Genomic DNA, 18,935 nt, shown 5'->3' on the forward strand with positions numbered 1-18,935 from the left:
CTCGAAAACGAACGATGAAGGGGCGCCTCCTGTGTCATTAAATGCAAAATTGCGCTGGAGCGTATTCACTCTGGTTATCATCACGGGCTTAGGGCTGTATGCAGCAGGGCCGTGGCCGAACACGAAGGACGTTCAACGCGCGCCCCTGCCGCAACAAATCTCGGTTGCTTCATGTCCGCGCGAACGCACCGAGCCTTGGAAAGTTCCTGCCCTCGAGCACATCGTGTCGATCGCCTACCAGGGTGGCTGGCTGGTCGCCATCGACAGTGAAGGTCGTACCTGGTCGTATCTCGCGCAGCCCTCCGAGGGCTGCGCGGGCGCACCGCAGCGTGTCTATATGGGACGTCACGCCGGCGACGAGGACCCATCGTCCACCCGGATGCACAAGATCGCCTCGTCGGCTTCAGAAGCCATCGGGCTATCTAATGACGGCCGCGTTGTCCGCTGGTACAACGACCGCGTCAACGATGCGTGCCCACATGGCAGTCGGCAGCCCGGAACCTGCCAGGATCGAATTGCTGACGTTCGACGGGACATGACGGATGTGTCGCGAAGTCACGAGCATCTGCTCGCCGTCGATCGAGAGGGCGCTGTCTGGAGCGAGGGAATGAACGATTGCGGCCAGTTGGGCCGCTTCGACGGCCAGGGGCAGTTCTCTCCCGAATCGCGGGGTTATGGCCGTGTGCCTGGCTTGCCGAAGATCACCGCTGTGGCGACCGGAAGTCGCTACAGTGCGGCGCTAGATGAAGAGGGACGCGTGTGGGGCTGGGGCAACCTCTCGACATCGTGGGCTCTTGCAGGCGGAATCTACCACGCCGAGCCGATGGCCCCGCTATGCCGACCCGCAGGAAGGAGTGCCATGGGCCTGGACGAAACCCCGCATGTGCTACCCATGCAGGTCACGGGGCTTCCGCCTGTTCGTTTGATCGATATGTTCCAGAATTTCGTGCTCGCGATCGATCGCGACGGCCACCCGTGGGCTTGGGGTTACGACGAATGTGGCGTCACCGGGCGTGATCCGAAGGCCCTCGCGGCGCAGGTGACGTTTCAGAGGCAGCCACAACGCATCGAGGGCATGCCGTCTCTGCTCGCAGTCAGCGCGGGCGTCCGACATGCGCTATTTCTCGACAAGAACGGCGTGGTCTGGGCGACGGGTAATGACGGCGCGGGGCAATTGGGAGCAATGGTTCCCCGACATACGGATCCACGACAGTGTGCGTCGAGCGAAGAACTCGGTGCCGACGAGAACTATTCAGAAGTGCCGGTGAAGGTACCCTCTCTGCCCCCTATCGTGGGTATCGCGGCGGGACGTGACCGCAGCGCCGCACTCGATCGCGACGGGCATGTATGGATCTGGGGGCGCAATCGATAGAACAGCCTGAGGTACAGGACCTGTTGTCACATTCGAGTCGTTCAGCTGCTCACATCTCTGGTGCCTGAGGAGCTCCCCTGAGACAAGAGAAATATGAAGCTCGGAAGCAGACAACTAGTATTTCGACAACGCCTTCTTATGCTCAGTTCTCTCCTAAGCAGTGCCGGATGGGCTACCGACCGGAGGTCAGAGGGGAGTGCGCACCCCGTGCTCGCAGATGCCGCACATACACACAGGTACGTCGGATCTCTGGGCAGACAGTGGCGTACACCACTCGAGGCAGAGGTTCCAGAAGAAAAGGGCCTCATCTGGGCGTCAGGCGACGCCAGCCTCTACACTCTGCCACATGGCTTCGTCATGGCCCTCACGGAATGGCTTCGCCAGCCAGTGTCGATCGCTGGCTTCAGCGCCATCCGCATGGTCGGTCCAGGCGCGAGGGGCGTCGACGTTGCTCCCGGAAGGCTTTTGCTATGAAACATCCTTTCTTCGTCGCTGGCCTTTCCCTCGCGCTCGCGATTTTCTTCATCCCGTTCCCGGCGGTAGCAGACGAACCGTGTTGCGATAACGCTCACGGCTACCACCGTTCCGGCCCCTTTACCTAGGCGTGCCCGTGGCCTTCGATGATGGCGAGAACACACCCGGACGCTACGGGGTTCTCGTGCCAATGGACGGTTCCGATGCGCTGTTCGCTGCTTGCTCGAGTCACGGTGGTGTATGGGTAGCTGGCAAAACGTCCTCAAACGCGGCGCGCTGCTCAAAGTACGCCTTGGATGCAGCTTTTTACGCGCCATAGCTTGCACTCTGGTCGGCCGTAAGTCTGCCTTCCCATTCCACCAGAAGATCAGGCGGGGCGCGACTGACCAGGGGAAAGCCGTGCGCCACGAATGAAAGCACTAGTGCAAGAGTGAAGGCGATGGCGCCCATCCTGATTCTCAAGCTATGCATCTCCTATGCGTTTAATCGATTTAGGTTCGGTGAAATGCGACATCGAATGATTAAAGGCGTGAGTAGCCCGGTGCAGAAAACGATCCATACGTCGCTCCGTCATACTTGAGCCGCTGACGATCGATCGTCGCCGCCTTACAGGATTTTCCCGGAACACCCGATTCAACACTGTCATGTGTGACCACGAGAAGATCCTTAAAGCCACGACCGCCGGTCGGCGCGATCGTGATCGCCGAGCGGACCGCACGCGTAGCGTCATCGCACCCAGGTGAACTACCGCCATCTGTTAAAAGCTCAACCTGGGTCGAAAAGATCCTGTCAATCGCCTCGCCGCGCCGAACGAACATCGTCAGGCGCGTCTCACTCCATTTCGAATGCGTGTTGTAGGGGTAGTGGACGTCGCGAACACCAAACGCACGAACGTCCGCGGCAAGTTGATAGCGCGCCGTATCAACTTCCGTCGCCCGCAAGGAGGAAGCATCCGAGACGAGATAGGCTGGATCTCGTCGCTTTGCCACAACTTTCCGGGCACGCACATCCCAGATAGCCACGTCCAGATTAAAATGCTCGTCGTCAGCAGGACTAACGATGGCGACAATAGAGGTGCCAGACGTGACCGGATCACGACGGCATGAGGACAAGGCCGGGTCGAAGGTAGGCAAGCGCAGCTCTCCGGCAACCGCTTCGATGATTTCGGCACCACAAACGCGCGCAGCGACATCGGGCACCCGTTCATTCGCGATGCTGCTGAACACCGTCATGACCGTGATAGCTAAAGCAGCCCGCCTGAAAAGCCGGCAAAAAACACGTATCGGCATTCGTTGCTCCTCCAGTATCCCGGACATAACCGTCAGCCCGCCTCATACCGGCGCCCAGGCGAACTAAAAACAAACAACAACGCCGCATTCCCTGCAGCAAACAGCCACGGAAAACCCGACCCATTCGGCAATCGATTATTCGGCGACAGCAAGGAAAGCGACCAAGGCAACCCCACCACCATCTGAGCCATTAAAGAAAGCACCCTTTCATCGGCGCTCCCGTGCTTTCATCAAGGCCCGCAACGCAGAGGGCCACGACCACCAGTATCACGTAGCCGACGAACAGCCCACGAGGCAGGATGGCGCGATGGGCGGAGTTGTAATGTGCCGCACCTCCGGTCGCCAGTAAGGCCGCTGTAACGACCAGTACGGCCCAGGCTGTCGTCGGTACCGGGCTCCTGGCCGCTTCGATGGCGCGAACTCGATTCGCGATCTCCACGCCTGCGAGCTCCCGGACGCCCAACGCCGTTTCCCATGACGGGGCGTAGTCAGCACCAGAGTCTGCCATGACATGCCGGGTCGGGGTCCCGGTCGCGAGATCGACTCGCTTTACGATGCCATCAAAATGCTTGAGCGCCTCCACGATGTAGGCGACTTGTCCAGCTACCGTGCCGCCAGGGCCAGAAGACCTGCACCACGTTCCGGCCTCTCCCCCCGCGCTGATCTGGACCGGAGCGCACGACAAAGACGCGTCGTCGACTTGAACACGAGCACCTAGCTCTGCATCCAACGATCCGCGATTCGTCACGACAGCCGCAACAAACACGTGGTCGCCAGTGCGGCTGATGTAGATTCCCTCCCCTGAACGAACGGTCTCAGGCGGGATTCCAGCGACACCGTCAACAGCCAGGCGGATGCTGAACCGTTCGGCCACGTAAGCCATCGCAGCCTCGCGGTATGCACCACTGTCGGCGAGCGGGGAGTCGATCGCTTGCTCCACCGTCATATACGGCGGCGTGCCACCTTCCAGACGAGTGAGGTCGCGTCGCCACAGCCACGTCCGCAGTGAAGGCGTCCATAGGTCTCCGTTTGCGTCGTACATCTGCCAAAGGAGCTTGTACGCGCCAACGTCATCATCCGGCACATTCTACTGCAGGATGGAGTGAAGCGGCTCCTGCTGTTTCAACGGGTCGCCGGCCTGCCCCACCGCCGGCAACAAGCACAGCAATACGAAAACCCAGACGAATCGCTTCACTTCATCGAACTCCCGAATCAATCACCACCGACCGCAACTTATCCCGCCTCACCTGCCGCAGCCCAAGCCGACTCATCGGCCCTCGGTGAAAAGTCAAGCCGACTGGCTACTTCGCTTTATACCGACGTCCAGGCGCGCTCAAGACAAACAGTAGAGCCGCGTTCCCAGCGACGAAGAGCCAAGGAAAACCCGACCCATTTGGCAGATGATTAGCCGCCGTCAGCAAAGAGATCGACCAGGGAAGCCCGACGACTATCTCGACCAGCACGGACAATACGCCACTCATCGAGGCGCCCGTACTCTGATCGAGTCCTCGCAGGGCAACGGCCGCTGCGGCTAGCATCATGTACCCGACGAACCATCCACGCGAGACGACGGGGCCGTTTGCCGAACGGTAGTGTGCCGTGCCGCCGGTCGTAAGAAGGATCGCGATCACGACCAACATGGCCCAAGCCGCTCGGGGCGCACCACTCTCCGTGGTGATCTGACTTGGCGGCGTGGGAGGATGATAGACCGAGAACGCAGGATCACCCTCTCTCAGGGTCGTTTCCCAGTCGGTGGCGAGGGTGGGGTCATTCGCCAGCGTCACGTGGCGATTGGGTGAACCGATGTCAATCTCGGCCTCGGGAACGACGCCATCTGGTGAGTTCAGCAATGCATCGATCCCGGCAAGTTGCCGATCTACGCTGCCGTGCCCGAGCGCAGTGGCACACCAAACGGGAATCGTCATGCCCGCCTTCACCTGTGAGAGATTGCACCTCAGATCCACGTCTCCATGAGCGACTCGCATGCGAATGCGGGCCTCTATTGGACCTTTATTCTGCACCGTCGCCTTCACGAACACTTCCTTTGAAGATCGCCTGGTGAAAATGCCCGGTGCCTCACGGGTAGTACCCGATGGCCGACCGGTTGCATAGTCAACGCCGAATCGAATGGAAAACGTCTTGGTCAGATAGGCCTGTGCCGCGTTGCGGTACGCTGCCTGATCGGCCATGGGTGATTCAATGGCTTCTTTCACCGTCGTAGGCGGTCGCGGTGAGCCATCGATGGCGGTCAGGCTGCGTCGCCAGATCCATGTACGCAATGCAGGCGCATAGGCCTGGCCACTCGCGGCCTCAAGCGCCCAAAGCCTTTCATAGGCGCCAAGGTCATCGTCTGGAACCTCCCTTTGCAGAACGGAGCAAAGGCCCTCCGGTTCATTCAGGGGATTTGCGGCCTGCACCACGACCGGCAACAAGCACAGCAGCACGAAAACCCAGACGAAACGCGTCACTTCAGCGAGCGCCGGAATCAATCACCACCGACCGCAACCCATCCCGCCTCACCTGCCCCGGCCCGAACTGACTCACCTTCCCATCCAGCAGCACCACCGCATAGTCGGTGTGGCCCATCGACACCCGCGTGCGATGCCGGTCCAGGTAGTTCAGGACTTCGAAATCGCCGATGGTCCGCACCGAATCCGGCCGACCAAGCGTGGCCACCACCTGATCCCGGCTCGCGCCGATATCGATCTGCGTGATTTTGTGACCGGTCGTCTGGCAGCCGGTGACCGCGATCGCCAGGGCGACCGCACAAAGCATCCGTTTCATTGTTTTCCCCTGTTTCCGGTCGGCGCCGTCGGCGGACCGTAGGGCATTGTAGCGTCGTGAAGGCGCACTTGGCACGCCACCTTAGGGGTGCGAAAATGCCGGCCGTACAGGGGGAAATTCACAAAACGTCCGATCCGCGTCCGTCCTTGCCGGACACGCGGCGTCGCGTCGTCAGGCTCAAGACGGGCCGCCTCCCCCTGCGCCTGGCGAAGGGATTTGAGGTGCGGGTTCAACGGTTGTCCAAGCACGGTCTGGTGGCCGCTCCGGTCGGGGCGCGGGTTGGCTTGGCGCGCGGTTGGCTGCGTTACGGCTTACCCATCCTCGGCCTGCTGCTTCTGACAGCTTCCGTTGCCCGTGCCACGACGCCGGCACAGGTGGTGTCGCTGGGTGAACTCTTCGCCCTCGCCCACGACAACGAACCCGGCTATGACGCGGCCCGCGCCAGCCTCGTCGCAGCGCGCGCCAGACAGCGTCAGGCGCTGGGCGCCATGCTGCCGCAGATCTCGATCACGGCCAGTACCAACGGCAACAACCGGCGTTACAACACGATGGACGATCGCACGCCGACGCTGCATGACACGTACCACGCGCACACCGGCCAGCTCAGCCTGAACCAGCCGCTCTGGCGAAAAGCCAACAGCGTCGCGCTGGACCAGGCGAGCCACGCGAGCGATCAGGCCAACTGGCAGATGGCCGACACGGAGCAACAGCTCTACGCCAAGCTGGCTACGAGCTGGTTCGACCTGATGGAAGCGCGCGACGTCGTCGACTTCAGCGACGCGCAGCGCGATGCCCTCAAGGCACAGTGGGACATCGCCCGGCGGGGCGCGGAGCTGGGCGCCAAGTCGATACCCGAAGCCGAGGACGCGCAGGCCAAGTACGAACAGGCCGATGCGGACGCGGTCTCCGCCGTCATGGACCGCGACACCAAGCTCGCCGCCCTCGAACCGTGGATTGGTAGCGCCGAGGGCCTGGAGCAGCCGTGGCTGCGTGAAGACGCGCGGATACCCGATCTGGTCGGCGACAGCATGGACCGCTGGGTTGAACAGATCGACGAACACTGCCCGTCGCTACGTGCGGCGGCGGCCGCACTGGCCGCCGCCGAGGCCGAGATTTCGAAACAGCGCGCCGGTCACCAGCCCACGCTCGACATCGTGGCCACTTACGGCAACAACGACCAGAACGTCGGCAACTTTCCCGGGCAGCAGGGCTATCGCATTCGCACGTTCACCTTCGGTCTCCAGCTCAACATCCCGCTGTACGCCGGTGGCGCCCAGAACGCCAAGGTCGCCGAAGCCATCGCACTACGCGACAAGGCACGCGACGATCTGGAATCCGCGCGACGGCAGGCCGTGATGAACGTGAAGACCGCCTACCTTGGCTGGAAGTCCGGCCGTGCGCACGTCACGGCGGCCGATGTCGCGCTGCGCTCGGCAAGAAAGGCCCTGGCGCTGGCGACGCGCGGCAGCGAACACGGTGTGCGAACGGAGGCCGACGTGCTCACGGCCCGCCAGCAGATGGCGGCTGCACGCCGGGACCGCCGTAAAGGCAGCTACCAGCAGCTCGTGTCCTTCATCAAGTTGCGCGCCGCCATGGGCGATCTCACCGGTACGGATGCCGACGAGCTCGATGCGCTGTTTGTCCCGACACGCAACGATCTGGATACCGTCCCCACCGTCGCGTCGGAGGCGCAACCATGAACGCGCTACCCGAACCGCTGAACGATGCCGTGGCCAACGAGCCCGTGCTCCCTGCGTGGGACCGCTTTATCACCGCGCGATCGTCCGACGTCTTCTGCGACGCATGGCTCGCGTTGATCTGCGAGCGATTCGTCAGCCTGCGTCATGCGGCGGTGCTCGTCGAAGCCGCCGACGGCAAGACCTACGTGCCCGTCGCAGTCTGGCCGGCCGCCGATGCGGACATGTCGCGCATGAGCGAGGCTGCCGGCAAGGCGCTCGCGGAGCGCCGAGTGGTGGTTGCGCCGGCGACGGAGCCCGTCGGCCACAGTCACGTCGCCATCCCCGTGCAGGCCAACGATCGCGTGGCCGGCACGGTCGTCTTCGAGATGACCAACGATGCCGCCACCCTGCCCGCGCTGTTGCGCGAGGTGCACTGGGGCAGCGCGTGGCTGACTAACCTGCTGGCCCGGCGCGACCAGGACATGGCGACGGAAGCCGGTGAGCGTGCCACGGGCATCGTCCACACGCTGACTGTCGCGTTGCGCCACACGAAGTTTCAGCAGGCGTTGTTTGACCTCACGAACGAATTGCGCCGCCGTTTCGCCGCGACGCGCGTGGCCGTCGGGCTGGTGCGCGATGCGGATGTGCGACTGGTCGCGTTGTCCGAGGCGGCGACGTTCGAGAAGTCGTCGCCGCTGGTTCAGGCGTATCGGGATGCGATGGCGGAGGCGTTTGATCTGGCGCAGATTGTGGAGGCTTCGGGGGATGCGGGTGGGTTTCGCGCGCATGGCGCGCTCCTACGGCGCACCGGTAGCTTGCACGTGATTACATTGCCGGTGGTGCATCAGCAGCGGATCGTGGGGCTTATCGCGCTGGAGCGGGAGGCACCGTTTACTGAGGCCGAGCGCCGATGGCTGGAGACGTTTGCCGACCTCGTCGCACCCGTCACCGAGCAGCGCATGCTGGCCGAACGCGGGTCGGTGGCGCGCATGCGTGACGAGGCAAGGCGCGTATGGGCGGCCGTCGCGGGCCCGCGCTTCCTCGTCTGGAAGGCGATCGCGGCGCTGGTCGTCGTGCTCGGCCTCATCCTCGCGCTGGTGCCCGTCGATTACCGGATCTCGGCGAAGACGGTCACCGAAGGTGAAGTGCAGCGCGTCGCGGCGGCGCCCTTCGAAGGCTTCCTCGCCGAAGGCCTGGTCCGCGCCGGCGATACCGTCCGCGAAGGCCAGCCGGTCGCGCAACTCGACGATCATGAGCTGCGTGTCGAACGTATCCGCTGGGCCAGCGAGCGCGACCAGTACGACAACAAGCTGCGCGAGGCGATGGCCCAGCACGACCTCAGCGCGATCCACGTTACCGGTGCGCAGCTCGCGGAAGCGCAGGCGCAGCAGGACCTGCTCGACGACAAGATCGCACGTGCCACGGTACGCGCGCCCTACGACGGCGTGGTGGTTTCCGGTGATTTGTCCCAGCAGGCCGGCACGCCGGTCGAAGCCGGCAAGAAGCTGTTCGAGATCGCCCCGCTCCACAGCTACCGGATCATCCTCGAGGTGGACGAGCGTGACATCGGGCCCATTCGCGACGCGCAGCGCGGCGAACTCATGCTCAACGGCATGGCCGGTGGTGCGGTGGCGATTCACGTGGTGAAGGTGATGCCAGTGGCAACCGCTAAGGACGGCAAGAATCTCTATCGCGTCGAAGCCACGCTCGATGCGCCGGACAAGCGCCTGCTGCCCGGTATGGAGGGCGTCGCCAAGGTCGAAGTGGGCAGGCACAAGCTCGGTTGGGTGCTGCTGCACAACGCGGTCGACTGGCTGCGGTTGCAGGCGTGGACCTGGGGTCTCTGACGCATGGCCCGCACCCCGTTCAGTGCCAGCTGGCACAGCGTCGCGGAGCTGAAACCGCGGCTGATGCCGTATGCCGGCGTGCAGCGCATGCTGTTTCGAGGTCGCCCGTGGTACGTCGTGCAGGACCAGACCGGTGGCAGGGTCTACCGGCTCACGGCGTCCGCCTATGCGTTTCTCGCCGGCATGGACGGTCGCACCACCGTCCAGACACTGTGGGAGCGCGCCAACGCGTCCGACGTGCGTGATGCCTGCACACAGCCGGAGATCGTTGACCTCCTGACCCAGCTGCACGCCGCGGACCTGTTACAAGCCGATGCCATGCCGGACTCGGCCTCGCTGCTGGAACGCCAGCGGAAGAAACGCAGCGACACGATCCGCCAGTGGCTGCTCAATCCCATGAGCCTGAAGATTCCGCTGGTCAATCCGGACCGGTTCCTCACCCGCTTCGTCCGCTACGTGCGCTGGTGCTTCGGCCCCTGGGGCGCCGCGCTCTGGGCTCTTGTGGTGCTGCCTGCCCTTTTCCTCGCTGGCGAGCACTGGAACGACCTCACCGAGAACCTCTCCGACCGCGTGCTCTCCGGCAGCAATCTGCTGGTTATGGCTGCAGTCTATCCGGTAGTGAAACTTGCTCACGAGCTCGGGCACGGATTCGCCACCAAACGCTGGGGTGGCTCGGTACGCGAGCTCGGCCTGATGTTCCTTATCTTTGCGCCGGTGCCGTACGTCGAGGCGTCATCGTCCTCCGCCTTTCCATCGAAGTACCGGCGGGCCATCGTCGCCGCGGCGGGGATGCTGGTCGAGCTGTTTCTCGCCGCGCTCGCCCTGCACGTCTGGCTGGCTGCTGAGCCGGGCATCCTGCGCGGCGTCGCTTTCAACGTGATGGTGATCTGCGGTGTCTCGACCCTGGTGGTCAACGGCAATCCGCTGCTGCGATACGACGGTTACTACATCCTCTCCGACCTGATCGAGATTCCCAACCTTGCCCAGCGCGGGCAGACCTGGTGGACCTACCTGCTCGATCGCCACGCCTTCGGTTCCAGCGACGCCGTGCGTCCGGATGAGACGCCGTCGGAGCAACGCTGGCTCTTTTTCTACACCCCGCTGGCCTGGTGCTATCGCACCTTCGTCACCGTTTCGGTGATCTTTGCGGTCGCCAACAAGTATTTCTTCGTCGGCGTACTCATGGCGCTGTGGAGTGCCTGGGGGCTGATCGGCTCACCGCTGCGCAAGGGCTGGAAGCACGTGACGTCCGCCGGCTCGCTGCAGCGCGTGCGCCAGCGCGCGTTGCGCCGGATGATCGGTGCGATCGGCTTTGTCGCGCTGCTTGCGCTCTGCCTGCCACTGCCTATGTACAGCCGTTCGCTGGGCGTGGTCTGGCTACCCGATCAAGCGATGCTGCATGCCGGCGGCAATGGCTTCTTCGTGCGCTGGCTCGTGGCGCCCGGCAGCACCGTGCATCGCGGCCAGCCCGTTTATACGCTGGAGAACCCGCAGCTCCGCGCCGAGGTGGAGGTCGATCGGGCCAAGCGCGATGAAGCCCAGGCACGCTATGACGCGGAGCATTTCACCGATCCTGCCAAGGCCGCTATCTCGGGCCGCCAGCTGGATGAGGCGAAAGAAACGCTGGCCCGCAGCGAAACCAAGGTGGCCCGGCTGGTGGGCTTCGCCGGGGACGACGGCACGCTCATCGTAAGCACGGCACAAGACATGCCGGGCCACTACTACAAGCAAGGCGAACTGCTCGGCTACGTCCTGCAGGAGCGTGAGCTGATCGTGCGCACGGTCGTACAGCAGGACGATATCGACCTGGTCCACAGCCGCTTGTCCGGCGTGGGTCTGCGTCTGGCCGGCTCACTGGGCGACGCATGGGCCACGAAAGTGACGCGTGCCTTCCCCGGTGGTGTCGATGAACTCCCCACCGCGGCACTGGGGCTCAACGCGGGCGGCACGGTGGCGACCAATCCGAACGACACCAACGGCGTGAAGACCCTGCAGCGCGTCTTCGTGGTCGATCTGGCCCTGCCCTCGGGTGCCCGGCCACGCTTTGGCGAGCGCGCCCACGTGCGCTTCGAACACGGCAGCGAACCACTGGCCTGGCAGGGGCTGCGCCGTCTTCGGCAGCTGTTCCTGAGTCATTTCGATGTCTGATGTACGGGCCTTGCTCGCCGGCCGGGATATCGAGCTTGGCGACGGTCCGTATCTCGAACGCGTCGACCCGAAACGCTCCGTTTGGGAGGGTCGTCTGCGAGCGTGGCTCGCCCGCTTGCCGCGCCTGGAAGGCCGCTCCGTCCGACGATTCATCGATGCGACCAATGCACGCGAAGATGCCGCGCGGGCACTCGACGACGATGCGCTGCGACGTCAGTTGGCGGAAGAAGCACAGCGTATGCGCGGCCAGGGGTTTACCGACGAACGACTTGCCGCCGCTTTCGCGCTGATTCGCGAGGCCTCCCGGCGCACCCTCGGCATGCGCCACCACGACGTCCAGCTGATGGCGGGTCGAACGTTGCTGCAGGGGCGCCTGGCGGAGATGTCCACGGGCGAAGGCAAGACGCTGGCGGCGACGCTGGCCGCCTGCTCCGCGGCGATCACCGGTGCGGCGACCCATGTGGTCACTGTCAACGACTACCTCGCCGAACGCGACGCGGAGCACAACCGCTCCCTCTTCGACTTTCTCGGGTTGACCGTCGGCGTCGTACTGCAGGATATGTCGATTCCCGACCGCCGCAGCGCGTATGCCTGCCACATCACCTACGTGTCGAACAAGGAACTCACCTTCGACTACCTCAAGGATGTGATCGCACTCGGTGACATGTCGCGTACACAGCAGCGTCTGCGCGAATTCGCGGGCGGACGTGCCGCCGAACCGCCGATCCTCCGTGGACTGCATATCGCGATCATCGACGAGGCGGACAGCGTGCTGATCGATGAGGCGAGCACGCCGTTGATCATCTCCGAGACACTGCCGGACGATCTCGACCCGACCGTCTACACGCGTGCGATCGAACTCGCCGGCTCGCTCGATGAAGGCATCCACTATCGCCGATCCCAGCATCGCGACATCTGGCTGACCGCGGCCGGGAAGCTGGCAGCGACCCAGCGTGCCGCCGAATGGGACGGGCTCTGGCGCTCACGGATGTGGCGCGAGGAGTTCGTCCAGAAAGCGTTATCCGCCATCCACGGCTTTCAGCGCGACCAGCACTACATCCTCGCGGAAGGCAAGGTGCAGATCGTCGATGAGTCGACGGGCCGCGTCATGCCCGACCGCACCTGGGAGCGCGGCCTGCACCAGATGATCGAGTGCAAGGAAGGCTGCGAGATCACTGGGCAGCGGCGTACGCTGTCGCAGATCACCTACCAGCGATTCTTCGGCCGTTATCTTCTGCTCGGCGGCATGACCGGCACGGCACAAGAGGTCGCCGGCGAAGTGAAGAGCAGCTACGACCTGACCGTGACGCGCATTCCCACGCATAAGCCCACACGGCGACGCCGGTTACGCGATACCGTTTGCGCCAACGCCGAGCTCCGCTGGCAAGCCGTCGCGCGCCGCGCCATCGAGATGGCGTCGCAGGGACGCCCGGTACTGGTAGGCACGCGTTCGGTGGAAGCGTCCGAGAAACTCGCAGCGATCTTTGCCGAACAGGGTGTCGACCACGCGGTGCTCAATGCGCGGCAGGACAAGGACGAGGCCGAGGCGGTAGGACGCGCTGGCGCCCCCGGTAAAATCACGGTGGCCACCAACATGGCCGGTCGCGGCACCGACATCAAGCTCGACCCCGAGGCGGAAGCGGCCGGCGGATTGCACGTCATCCTGACCGAGTTTCATGAGTCCGCCCGCGTCGATCGTCAGCTGTTCGGGCGTAGCGCACGGCAAGGCAATCCGGGATCCACGGAGGCCGTGGTCAGCGTCGACGACGAACTGTTCGTGCGCTTCGCGCCCGCCGCTGTCCGGCGACTGGTGGCGGCAACCGTACGCCGTGAACGCAGCGGTGGTCGGGCCCTGCGCCGCTACGTCACGTGGTTACAGGATCGGGCCGAAAAACACTACCGTCGGCAACGCATCGACACGCAGCGAAGGGATGCCGAATGGGTGCGCGCGCTGGGCTTTGTCGGCAAGAGCCGGCGATAGACCTTCCGTCTCGTTGCATCGGTACCGGCCGGCAGCGACGGAAGTCAGATCCGGAACGCCACCGGCCTGCCACCCAGCACGGTGTATCCGTCGTCGAAGAAGTACCACGCTTCGTAGCGGCCAGGCGGCAGCGCATCGCCCGACGCGTCGGCCAGCATGACCGAGCCGACACCACGCGGCGCATACACCCAGCGGAGCAGGTGTTTTTTCGTGGGCTCCGAACCCGCGGCGAACACGCCGATCCAGTTCTTCGGACGGTGGTGCCACGGTGGCACCGCGTAGTCGAAGCGACGGCCCGCATAGCCCTCGCCCTGGATCGACACCAGCGCGTGGAACATCCGGTCGTTGCCAATGGCCGGGTCGGTGACCGGAGCCCGGAGCTTCTGCGGTACATAGCCAGCCATGCGTCGCAGGTAACCCGCCTGCCCCGCGACGCGCACCGCGACGTCGTACCAGCCACGGCTCACCTGCCACTCGATCGTCCGCTCGCAACCGGCCTCGACGCGCACCTGCATCGGTCCATTCTCGTAATACGCGTTATCGCCCAGCTGAAACACGCACGCTTTGTCGCTGGCCCGGTTGTCGAGACGAATGGAGAGACTGCCCTTCCACTCCTGATGCCAAGCACTGACTTCCGCCGCGAGTCCTGCGGACCCCATGGCCCGCTGATCGCCTCGCCACTCGAGCAGAAAGCCGTTGGGACCATGGATCGCGACGTCATAACGGCCGTCGTCGGCAACGGGCCGTACCGCTGAAAGCGACTTTCCGGCCTCGATCGTAAAGTGTTCGGAGGTCTGCGCCGCGGACATCGGCTGATGAAACGCGATGAGGGCGACGCCGATCGCCCCGGTATTGGCGAAGCGCAGCGCCAGCTGACCTCCGTCGACCCGCATGTCCGCCGCAAAGGCGTAGTCCGTACGACAGGCTGCCCGCGTGGCGGGTGCCTGGACCGGGAAGACCTGTGGCGCGGGCACGGCCGCGCTTTCGGTACCGTTCCGGAAATGCGTCGCCGTATCGATACGGCGTGGTAGCGACGGCCGGAAATCGAAAGCTTCCGTGAGATCGCCGCAGACCGCACGTCGCCACGGCGAAATGGCATCGCAACGCACCGCATCCTTTTCGCGACCCTGATTCGACAGACCCTTCGCCGCCGACCACGCTTCGAGCAGGCGGATCACGGAGGTATGGTCGCTCAGCTGCGAATGCACCTTGCCACCGGCGGTCCACGGCGACACGATCACCATGGGCACGCGCGGGCCGAGTCCTACCGGAATCGCATCCATGGTTTCCGCGGCTCCGGCATCCTCCAGGGTCATCTCGCCATAGGCATCGCTGGTCGCCGGAACCGGTGGCGGCACGTGGTCGAAGTAGCCGTCGTTCTCGTCGTACATCAACAGGAACACCGTCTTGCGGAAGACCTCCGGATGGTCGTTGACCAGTACGTCCAGCAACCTGGCGGTGAACGACTCGCCGTCGCCCGGCGATGAGCTGGGATGCTCGCAAAACGCCGACGGCGCCACGATCCACGAGACGCGCGGCAGGCCCGCTTTCACCTCACCGGGTGCGGGATCGTCCGGCTCCATGCCGGCGGCGACGTCCTTCGCGAACTGCGCGACCAGCGCGTCGCCGGTCTTGCCACTGGGCTGCGCAAAGACGCGCCCACGGCGATACAAGGTCTGGAACATCGGATCGTCCGAGGTATCGATCGGCTTGCCGGTGTTATCGACCCGGAAATTCTTGTAGTACTGGAGGTAGTTATCGCCGTAGTTGTCGTACTCCTGGTAGATCTTCCAGGTGATGCCGTTCTCGGTAAGCGTCTCCGGATAGGTCTTCCAGTCCGCGATACCGGCGGCTACCGCCGCGTTCCTCGCCTCAGGCGACTGGCCGAGCATCGCCGGGGTGATGTCCTTGTTGATGTCGCAGGCGATGTCCGCGACGTAGCCGCAGCTGCCGTAGTTGTCCGGAAAATTCATCGGCGGCGGCACGGTGCCCGACCACAGGCAGAACCGGTTCGGATCGGTCGCCGCGAAGATCGAGCAATGATAGGCGTCGCATACGGTGAACGCGTTGGCCAGCTGGTAGTAGAAAGGCAGGTCGTCTGCGTTGAGAAAGCCCATCGCCTGCCGGCTCTTCAGCGGCACCCAAGTGTCCCAGTTGGACCAGGTCTGCTGTGAAGCCTTCCAGCTGTGATCCAGATCGGCCATGTACTGGTACTGCACGTTGCCTGGCGCGTTCAGGCGAAACGGCAGCACGTAATTCGTCGACTGCGCGGCGCGATCGGTGTCGTACCAGCCCTTCGGTTGCGTCCACGCCGCATGGGCCACGTGATCGCTGAAACCGCGGCTTGCCGCGTCGAGGCCTTCTGGCTGGTACCAGGCGTAGTTGCCACTAGGCAGCGGAACGGGTCGCGGATCGCCGTAGCCGCGCACACCCGGCAGCATGCCGAAGTAATGGTCGAACGACCGGTTCTCCTGCATGAACACGATGATGTGCTCGATATCCGCCAGACCCGGCGTACCGGTGGGATTGTGCGGTTCGAGCGCCAGCGCTTTCTCGATCAGACCGGGCCAGCTTGAAAGCGCTGCGACGCCCGCGGTGCCCGCACCCATCTTGAGGAAGCGGCGTCGCTTGATATCGTCGATAGCGGGCATGCCCTGGCCTCACGTCAACCGGCCGGTGTTGGCCGGTACCCGATTGTCACTATCCATGTTGCAGTAGCGCGTCAGCCCCGTGTGACCACCCCGGAATGCGACGCGGCGCACAGCCAGGCCCGCTCAACGCGCATGGCCCGGCCCGTCTTGTATCGCCCCGACCGTTTCTTCAGCGTGCCGCGTCCGTCACACGCCAGACCGTGTCACCGACATCATCGGCGATCAGCAACGCACCGTCCTTGTCCTGCACGACGCCCACGGGCGCGCCATACAGCTGCTTCTCGTCGCTGGAGTGGAAGCCACTCACCACGGTCTCCGGCTTACCTTCCGGTTTGCCATCCCTGAACGCGACGAAGACCACTTCGTATCCGCTCAACGGCGAACGATCCCAGCTGCCGTGCTCGCTGATGAAAGCGCCGTTGTGATACTTCGCAGGCAGACCGTTGCTCTGCGTCAGAAGCAACCCGAGCGGCGCCACATGCGAGCCGATGGCGTAGTCCGGCCTGATCGCCTTGGCCACGAGATCGGGCCGTTGCGGTTTGACCCGCGTATCGATGTGCTGGCCGTAATAGCTATAGGGCCAGCCGTAGAAACCGCCTTCCTTCACCGAGGTGAGATAGTCGGGCACGAGGTCGGCGCCGATTTCATCGCGCTCGTTGACGATGGCCCAGAGCGAGTTGCTCACGGGGTCCCACTGCAAACCGGTGGGATTGCGCAGGCCCGCCGCATAGATGCGACTCGCCCCGGTGGCGACATCGACCTCGAGCACATCGGCACGCCGGTATTCGATATCGAGGCCGTTCTCGGTGATGTTGCTGTTGGAGCCGACACCGACATACAGCTTTGTTCCGTCCGGGTTGGCCTGCAGCGCCTTGGTCCAGTGATGGTTGATCGTGTTCGGCAGATCGGTGAAGTTCGTCGCCGGCACGGTGATCCGCGTCTGCCCTTCCTGGTAGGGATAGCTAACGATGCCATCGGTGTTGGCGACGTAAAGCGTGCTGCCGATCAGCTGCACGCCGAAGGGCGAATTCAGCCCTTCGAGAAATACATGCTTCTCCCACGGTCCCGACGCGCTCTTGCGCAACAATGTGATGCGATTGCCACCCATCCCGCCTTTGCCCGACTGGTTCTTCACCATGCTGGCGATCAGCTGCTTGGGTGTGGTCACGGGCTCGCTGCCGGGACCGTTGGACTCCACGACCAGCACATCGCCGTTCGGAAGCGTGTACAGCTGCCGCGGGTGCATGAGGCCGTCGGCGATGCGTTCGATCTTCAGGCCGGCCGCTACCCTCGGCGCCTGCCCCTGCTTCCAGCCCGCTTTGTCCGGTACCTGCATGGGTGGCACGAGAAAGTTTTGTGCCTTGGGCAAGGTCGGGTCGGTGCCCGACTGCTGGGGTGGCTCGAAGGAAGCCTTCTCGCTGCACGCGCCGAGGGCGACGACACAGGCCAGCGCCAGCGCGTTGCGACAGATGTGCTTAATCATGGACCAGCACTCCCCGGTCGGACGCCCGCACCGCGACCACGATGTGCCCGATAGCGAGCAGCAGAACGGTGACGGCGGAGAGCCATACCCCTTCCGGGATGACCGCATACGCGTCACGGCTGTGAACGAAGGCGTTGAAGATCGCGGCGACGATGGCCACGAGGTTGAGCCAGAAGTCGAGTCGCTCACCGCGCACGGCGGCATGACGGGAGGTGATCCAGACCTGGGTCAGGTTGACCAGCCGCGGCATGATCGCGAACAGCAGGCCGAATACGATCAGCCAGGCGGCCCCCTTCATCCAGAGGATCACGCCGGTGCGGGCGTAGACGATATCGAAAATCAGTGCCGCCACGAAGCATCCGAACGGTATCGGATTGAGCAGGCCGTAAATGGCATTGGCCACCACGTTGCGACGTGGCAGGACATGAGAATGCATGGTGACGATCTCCCTGGACTGGTGGAACGGACAAAGCCTCCGTTCCGCATGCTGATCCGGGCGATGTCTAAGCCGCGTCTGCTCCTGGGCACCCCCTTCCCCTGAAGACCCGTGGCGGGCGATCATCCGCAAGAAATCACAGGGGGAGTTCGGCATGTCGGAGCACGGCCAGGATCAGCAGCTCGAGCGGCTGACCTTTTTTTCGGACGCGGTGTTCGCCATCGCCATCACCTTGCTGATCATCGAGGTCCACGTGCCTCATCCCGAGTCGCGTACGGACCAGGCCTGGCTGCAGGCTCTGGTCGACCTGATTCCGCAGCTGGCGGGTTTCTTCCTCAGCTTCATCGTCGTCGGCGCGTTGTGGGCCGCGCATCACCGGGTGTTCGGGCTGCTTCGCCGTTACGATCCCGCGATCGTGTGGCCCAACCTTTTCCTGCTGATGGCGATCGCCTTTACACCGTTTTCAACGGCATTGATGAGCGCCCATCCGGTGGAGCGCGTGCCGGAGATCTTCTACGCCACGAGCCTGCTCGTCGCCGGTCTGTTGCAGTACCGGTTGATCCGCAAGGCACTGCGTGCGCCTTATCTGGACCCGTCGGTGGACGCGGAAACCGTGGCCATGCTGCGCCGACGCAGTCTGGCCATGCCGTGCATGGCTGTGCTGGCCGGCGTTCTCGCCTTCTGGTGGCCGGGGCGCAGCAACCTCCCGCTGCTGCTTACGCCTTTGGCGGTAATGTTGTTTGCCCGGATGCGTTCCCGGAGGCCGACGGCGGCGCCTTGACCGGCACGCA

The 18,935-nt window shown here is 64.0% G+C and carries 13 protein-coding genes; 6 read left to right on the forward strand and 7 right to left on the reverse strand.

Going from position 1 to position 18,935, the window contains the following annotated elements:
- Positions 1-31: 31 nt before the first annotated feature.
- Positions 32-1,372: a hypothetical protein gene (locus J2X57_RS01935; protein WP_309863159.1), complete on the forward strand. Its 1,341-nt coding sequence runs from the start codon at positions 32-34 to the stop codon at positions 1,370-1,372.
- 995 nt (positions 1,373-2,367) lie between these two features.
- Here J2X57_RS01935 and J2X57_RS01940 read toward each other — a convergent pair.
- The 4 genes from J2X57_RS01940 to bamE all read right to left on the reverse strand — a co-directional run bounded on the left by J2X57_RS01940 (position 2,368) and on the right by bamE (position 5,919).
- Positions 2,368-3,135, reverse strand: a complete 768-nt coding sequence (locus J2X57_RS01940) for a hypothetical protein (RefSeq protein ID WP_309863161.1) — start codon at positions 3,133-3,135, stop codon at positions 2,368-2,370.
- A gap of 190 nt (positions 3,136-3,325) precedes the next feature.
- Positions 3,326-4,081 carry a hypothetical protein gene (locus tag J2X57_RS01945; RefSeq protein WP_309863163.1) on the reverse strand — a complete coding sequence of 252 codons (756 nt, stop codon included), beginning with the start codon at positions 4,079-4,081 and terminating at the stop codon, positions 3,326-3,328.
- A gap of 355 nt (positions 4,082-4,436) precedes the next feature.
- Positions 4,437-5,603 carry a hypothetical protein gene (locus J2X57_RS01950; protein WP_309863166.1) on the reverse strand — a complete coding sequence of 389 codons (1,167 nt, stop codon included), beginning with the start codon at positions 5,601-5,603 and terminating at the stop codon, positions 4,437-4,439.
- Between the two features lies 1 nt (position 5,604).
- A complete protein-coding gene (bamE, locus tag J2X57_RS01955; RefSeq protein WP_143025845.1) occupies positions 5,605-5,919 on the reverse strand; it encodes an outer membrane protein assembly factor BamE in 315 nt (104 codons plus the stop codon).
- A gap of 236 nt (positions 5,920-6,155) precedes the next feature.
- Here bamE and J2X57_RS01960 point away from each other — a divergent pair, with 236 nt between their 5' ends.
- The 4 genes from J2X57_RS01960 to J2X57_RS01975 are packed head-to-tail and all read left to right on the forward strand — an operon-like array spanning position 6,156 to position 13,574.
- Complete coding sequence (locus J2X57_RS01960; RefSeq protein WP_309863172.1) at positions 6,156-7,619, forward strand: TolC family outer membrane protein; 1,464 nt, start codon at positions 6,156-6,158, stop codon at positions 7,617-7,619.
- Positions 7,616-9,445: an HlyD family efflux transporter periplasmic adaptor subunit gene (locus J2X57_RS01965; protein ID WP_309863175.1), complete on the forward strand. Its 1,830-nt coding sequence runs from the start codon at positions 7,616-7,618 to the stop codon at positions 9,443-9,445. Before J2X57_RS01960 ends, J2X57_RS01965 begins: the two co-directional genes overlap by 4 nt.
- Before the next feature lie 3 nt (positions 9,446-9,448).
- Positions 9,449-11,593, forward strand: coding sequence for a hypothetical protein (locus J2X57_RS01970; RefSeq protein ID WP_309863177.1), 2,145 nt, complete (start codon positions 9,449-9,451; stop codon positions 11,591-11,593).
- Positions 11,586-13,574 carry a DEAD/DEAH box helicase gene (locus tag J2X57_RS01975; RefSeq protein ID WP_309863180.1) on the forward strand — a complete coding sequence of 663 codons (1,989 nt, stop codon included), beginning with the start codon at positions 11,586-11,588 and terminating at the stop codon, positions 13,572-13,574. Before J2X57_RS01970 ends, J2X57_RS01975 begins: the two co-directional genes overlap by 8 nt.
- Before the next feature lie 44 nt (positions 13,575-13,618).
- Here J2X57_RS01975 and J2X57_RS01980 read toward each other — a convergent pair whose 3' ends face one another.
- From J2X57_RS01980 to J2X57_RS01990, 3 genes are all read right to left on the reverse strand, one after another.
- Positions 13,619-16,225, reverse strand: a complete 2,607-nt coding sequence (locus tag J2X57_RS01980; RefSeq protein ID WP_309863183.1) for a phospholipase C, phosphocholine-specific — start codon at positions 16,223-16,225, stop codon at positions 13,619-13,621.
- 169 nt (positions 16,226-16,394) lie between these two features.
- Positions 16,395-17,708, reverse strand: coding sequence for a sorbosone dehydrogenase family protein (locus tag J2X57_RS01985; RefSeq protein WP_309863186.1), 1,314 nt, complete (start codon positions 17,706-17,708; stop codon positions 16,395-16,397).
- Positions 17,701-18,144 (reverse strand): DUF2231 domain-containing protein, encoded by a 444-nt coding sequence (locus J2X57_RS01990; RefSeq protein ID WP_309863189.1) that lies wholly within the window; start codon positions 18,142-18,144, stop codon positions 17,701-17,703. Before J2X57_RS01990 ends, J2X57_RS01985 begins: the two co-directional genes overlap by 8 nt.
- 154 nt (positions 18,145-18,298) lie before the next feature.
- Here J2X57_RS01990 and J2X57_RS01995 point away from each other — a divergent pair, with 154 nt between their 5' ends.
- The gene (locus J2X57_RS01995) at positions 18,299-18,925 is read left to right on the forward strand and encodes a TMEM175 family protein (protein ID WP_309863192.1); all 627 of its coding nucleotides are present in this window, start codon (positions 18,299-18,301) and stop codon (positions 18,923-18,925) included.
- Positions 18,926-18,935: the final 10 nt, after the last annotated feature.

This window comes from Luteibacter sp. 1214, assembly GCF_031455395.1.
GTDB classification, from domain to species: Bacteria; Pseudomonadota; Gammaproteobacteria; order Xanthomonadales; family Rhodanobacteraceae; genus Luteibacter; species Luteibacter mycovicinus.

Excerpts from the sequence above, each read along its gene's own strand:
- J2X57_RS01940 (WP_309863161.1), bottom strand. The coding sequence starts at position 3,135 with ATGCCGATACGTGTTTTTTGCCGGCTTTTCAGGCGGGCTGCTTTAGCT.
- J2X57_RS01945 (WP_309863163.1), bottom strand. The coding sequence starts at position 4,081 with ATGACGGTGGAGCAAGCGATCGACTCCCCGCTCGCCGACAGTGGTGCA.
- bamE (WP_143025845.1), bottom strand. The coding sequence starts at position 5,919 with ATGAAACGGATGCTTTGTGCGGTCGCCCTGGCGATCGCGGTCACCGGC.
- J2X57_RS01965 (WP_309863175.1), top strand. The coding sequence starts at position 7,616 with ATGAACGCGCTACCCGAACCGCTGAACGATGCCGTGGCCAACGAGCCC.
- J2X57_RS01970 (WP_309863177.1), top strand. The coding sequence starts at position 9,449 with ATGGCCCGCACCCCGTTCAGTGCCAGCTGGCACAGCGTCGCGGAGCTG.
- J2X57_RS01975 (WP_309863180.1), top strand. The coding sequence starts at position 11,586 with ATGTCTGATGTACGGGCCTTGCTCGCCGGCCGGGATATCGAGCTTGGC.
- J2X57_RS01980 (WP_309863183.1), bottom strand. The coding sequence starts at position 16,225 with ATGCCCGCTATCGACGATATCAAGCGACGCCGCTTCCTCAAGATGGGT.
- J2X57_RS01985 (WP_309863186.1), bottom strand. The coding sequence starts at position 17,708 with ATGATTAAGCACATCTGTCGCAACGCGCTGGCGCTGGCCTGTGTCGTC.
- J2X57_RS01990 (WP_309863189.1), bottom strand. The coding sequence starts at position 18,144 with ATGCATTCTCATGTCCTGCCACGTCGCAACGTGGTGGCCAATGCCATT.
- J2X57_RS01995 (WP_309863192.1), top strand. The coding sequence starts at position 18,299 with ATGTCGGAGCACGGCCAGGATCAGCAGCTCGAGCGGCTGACCTTTTTT.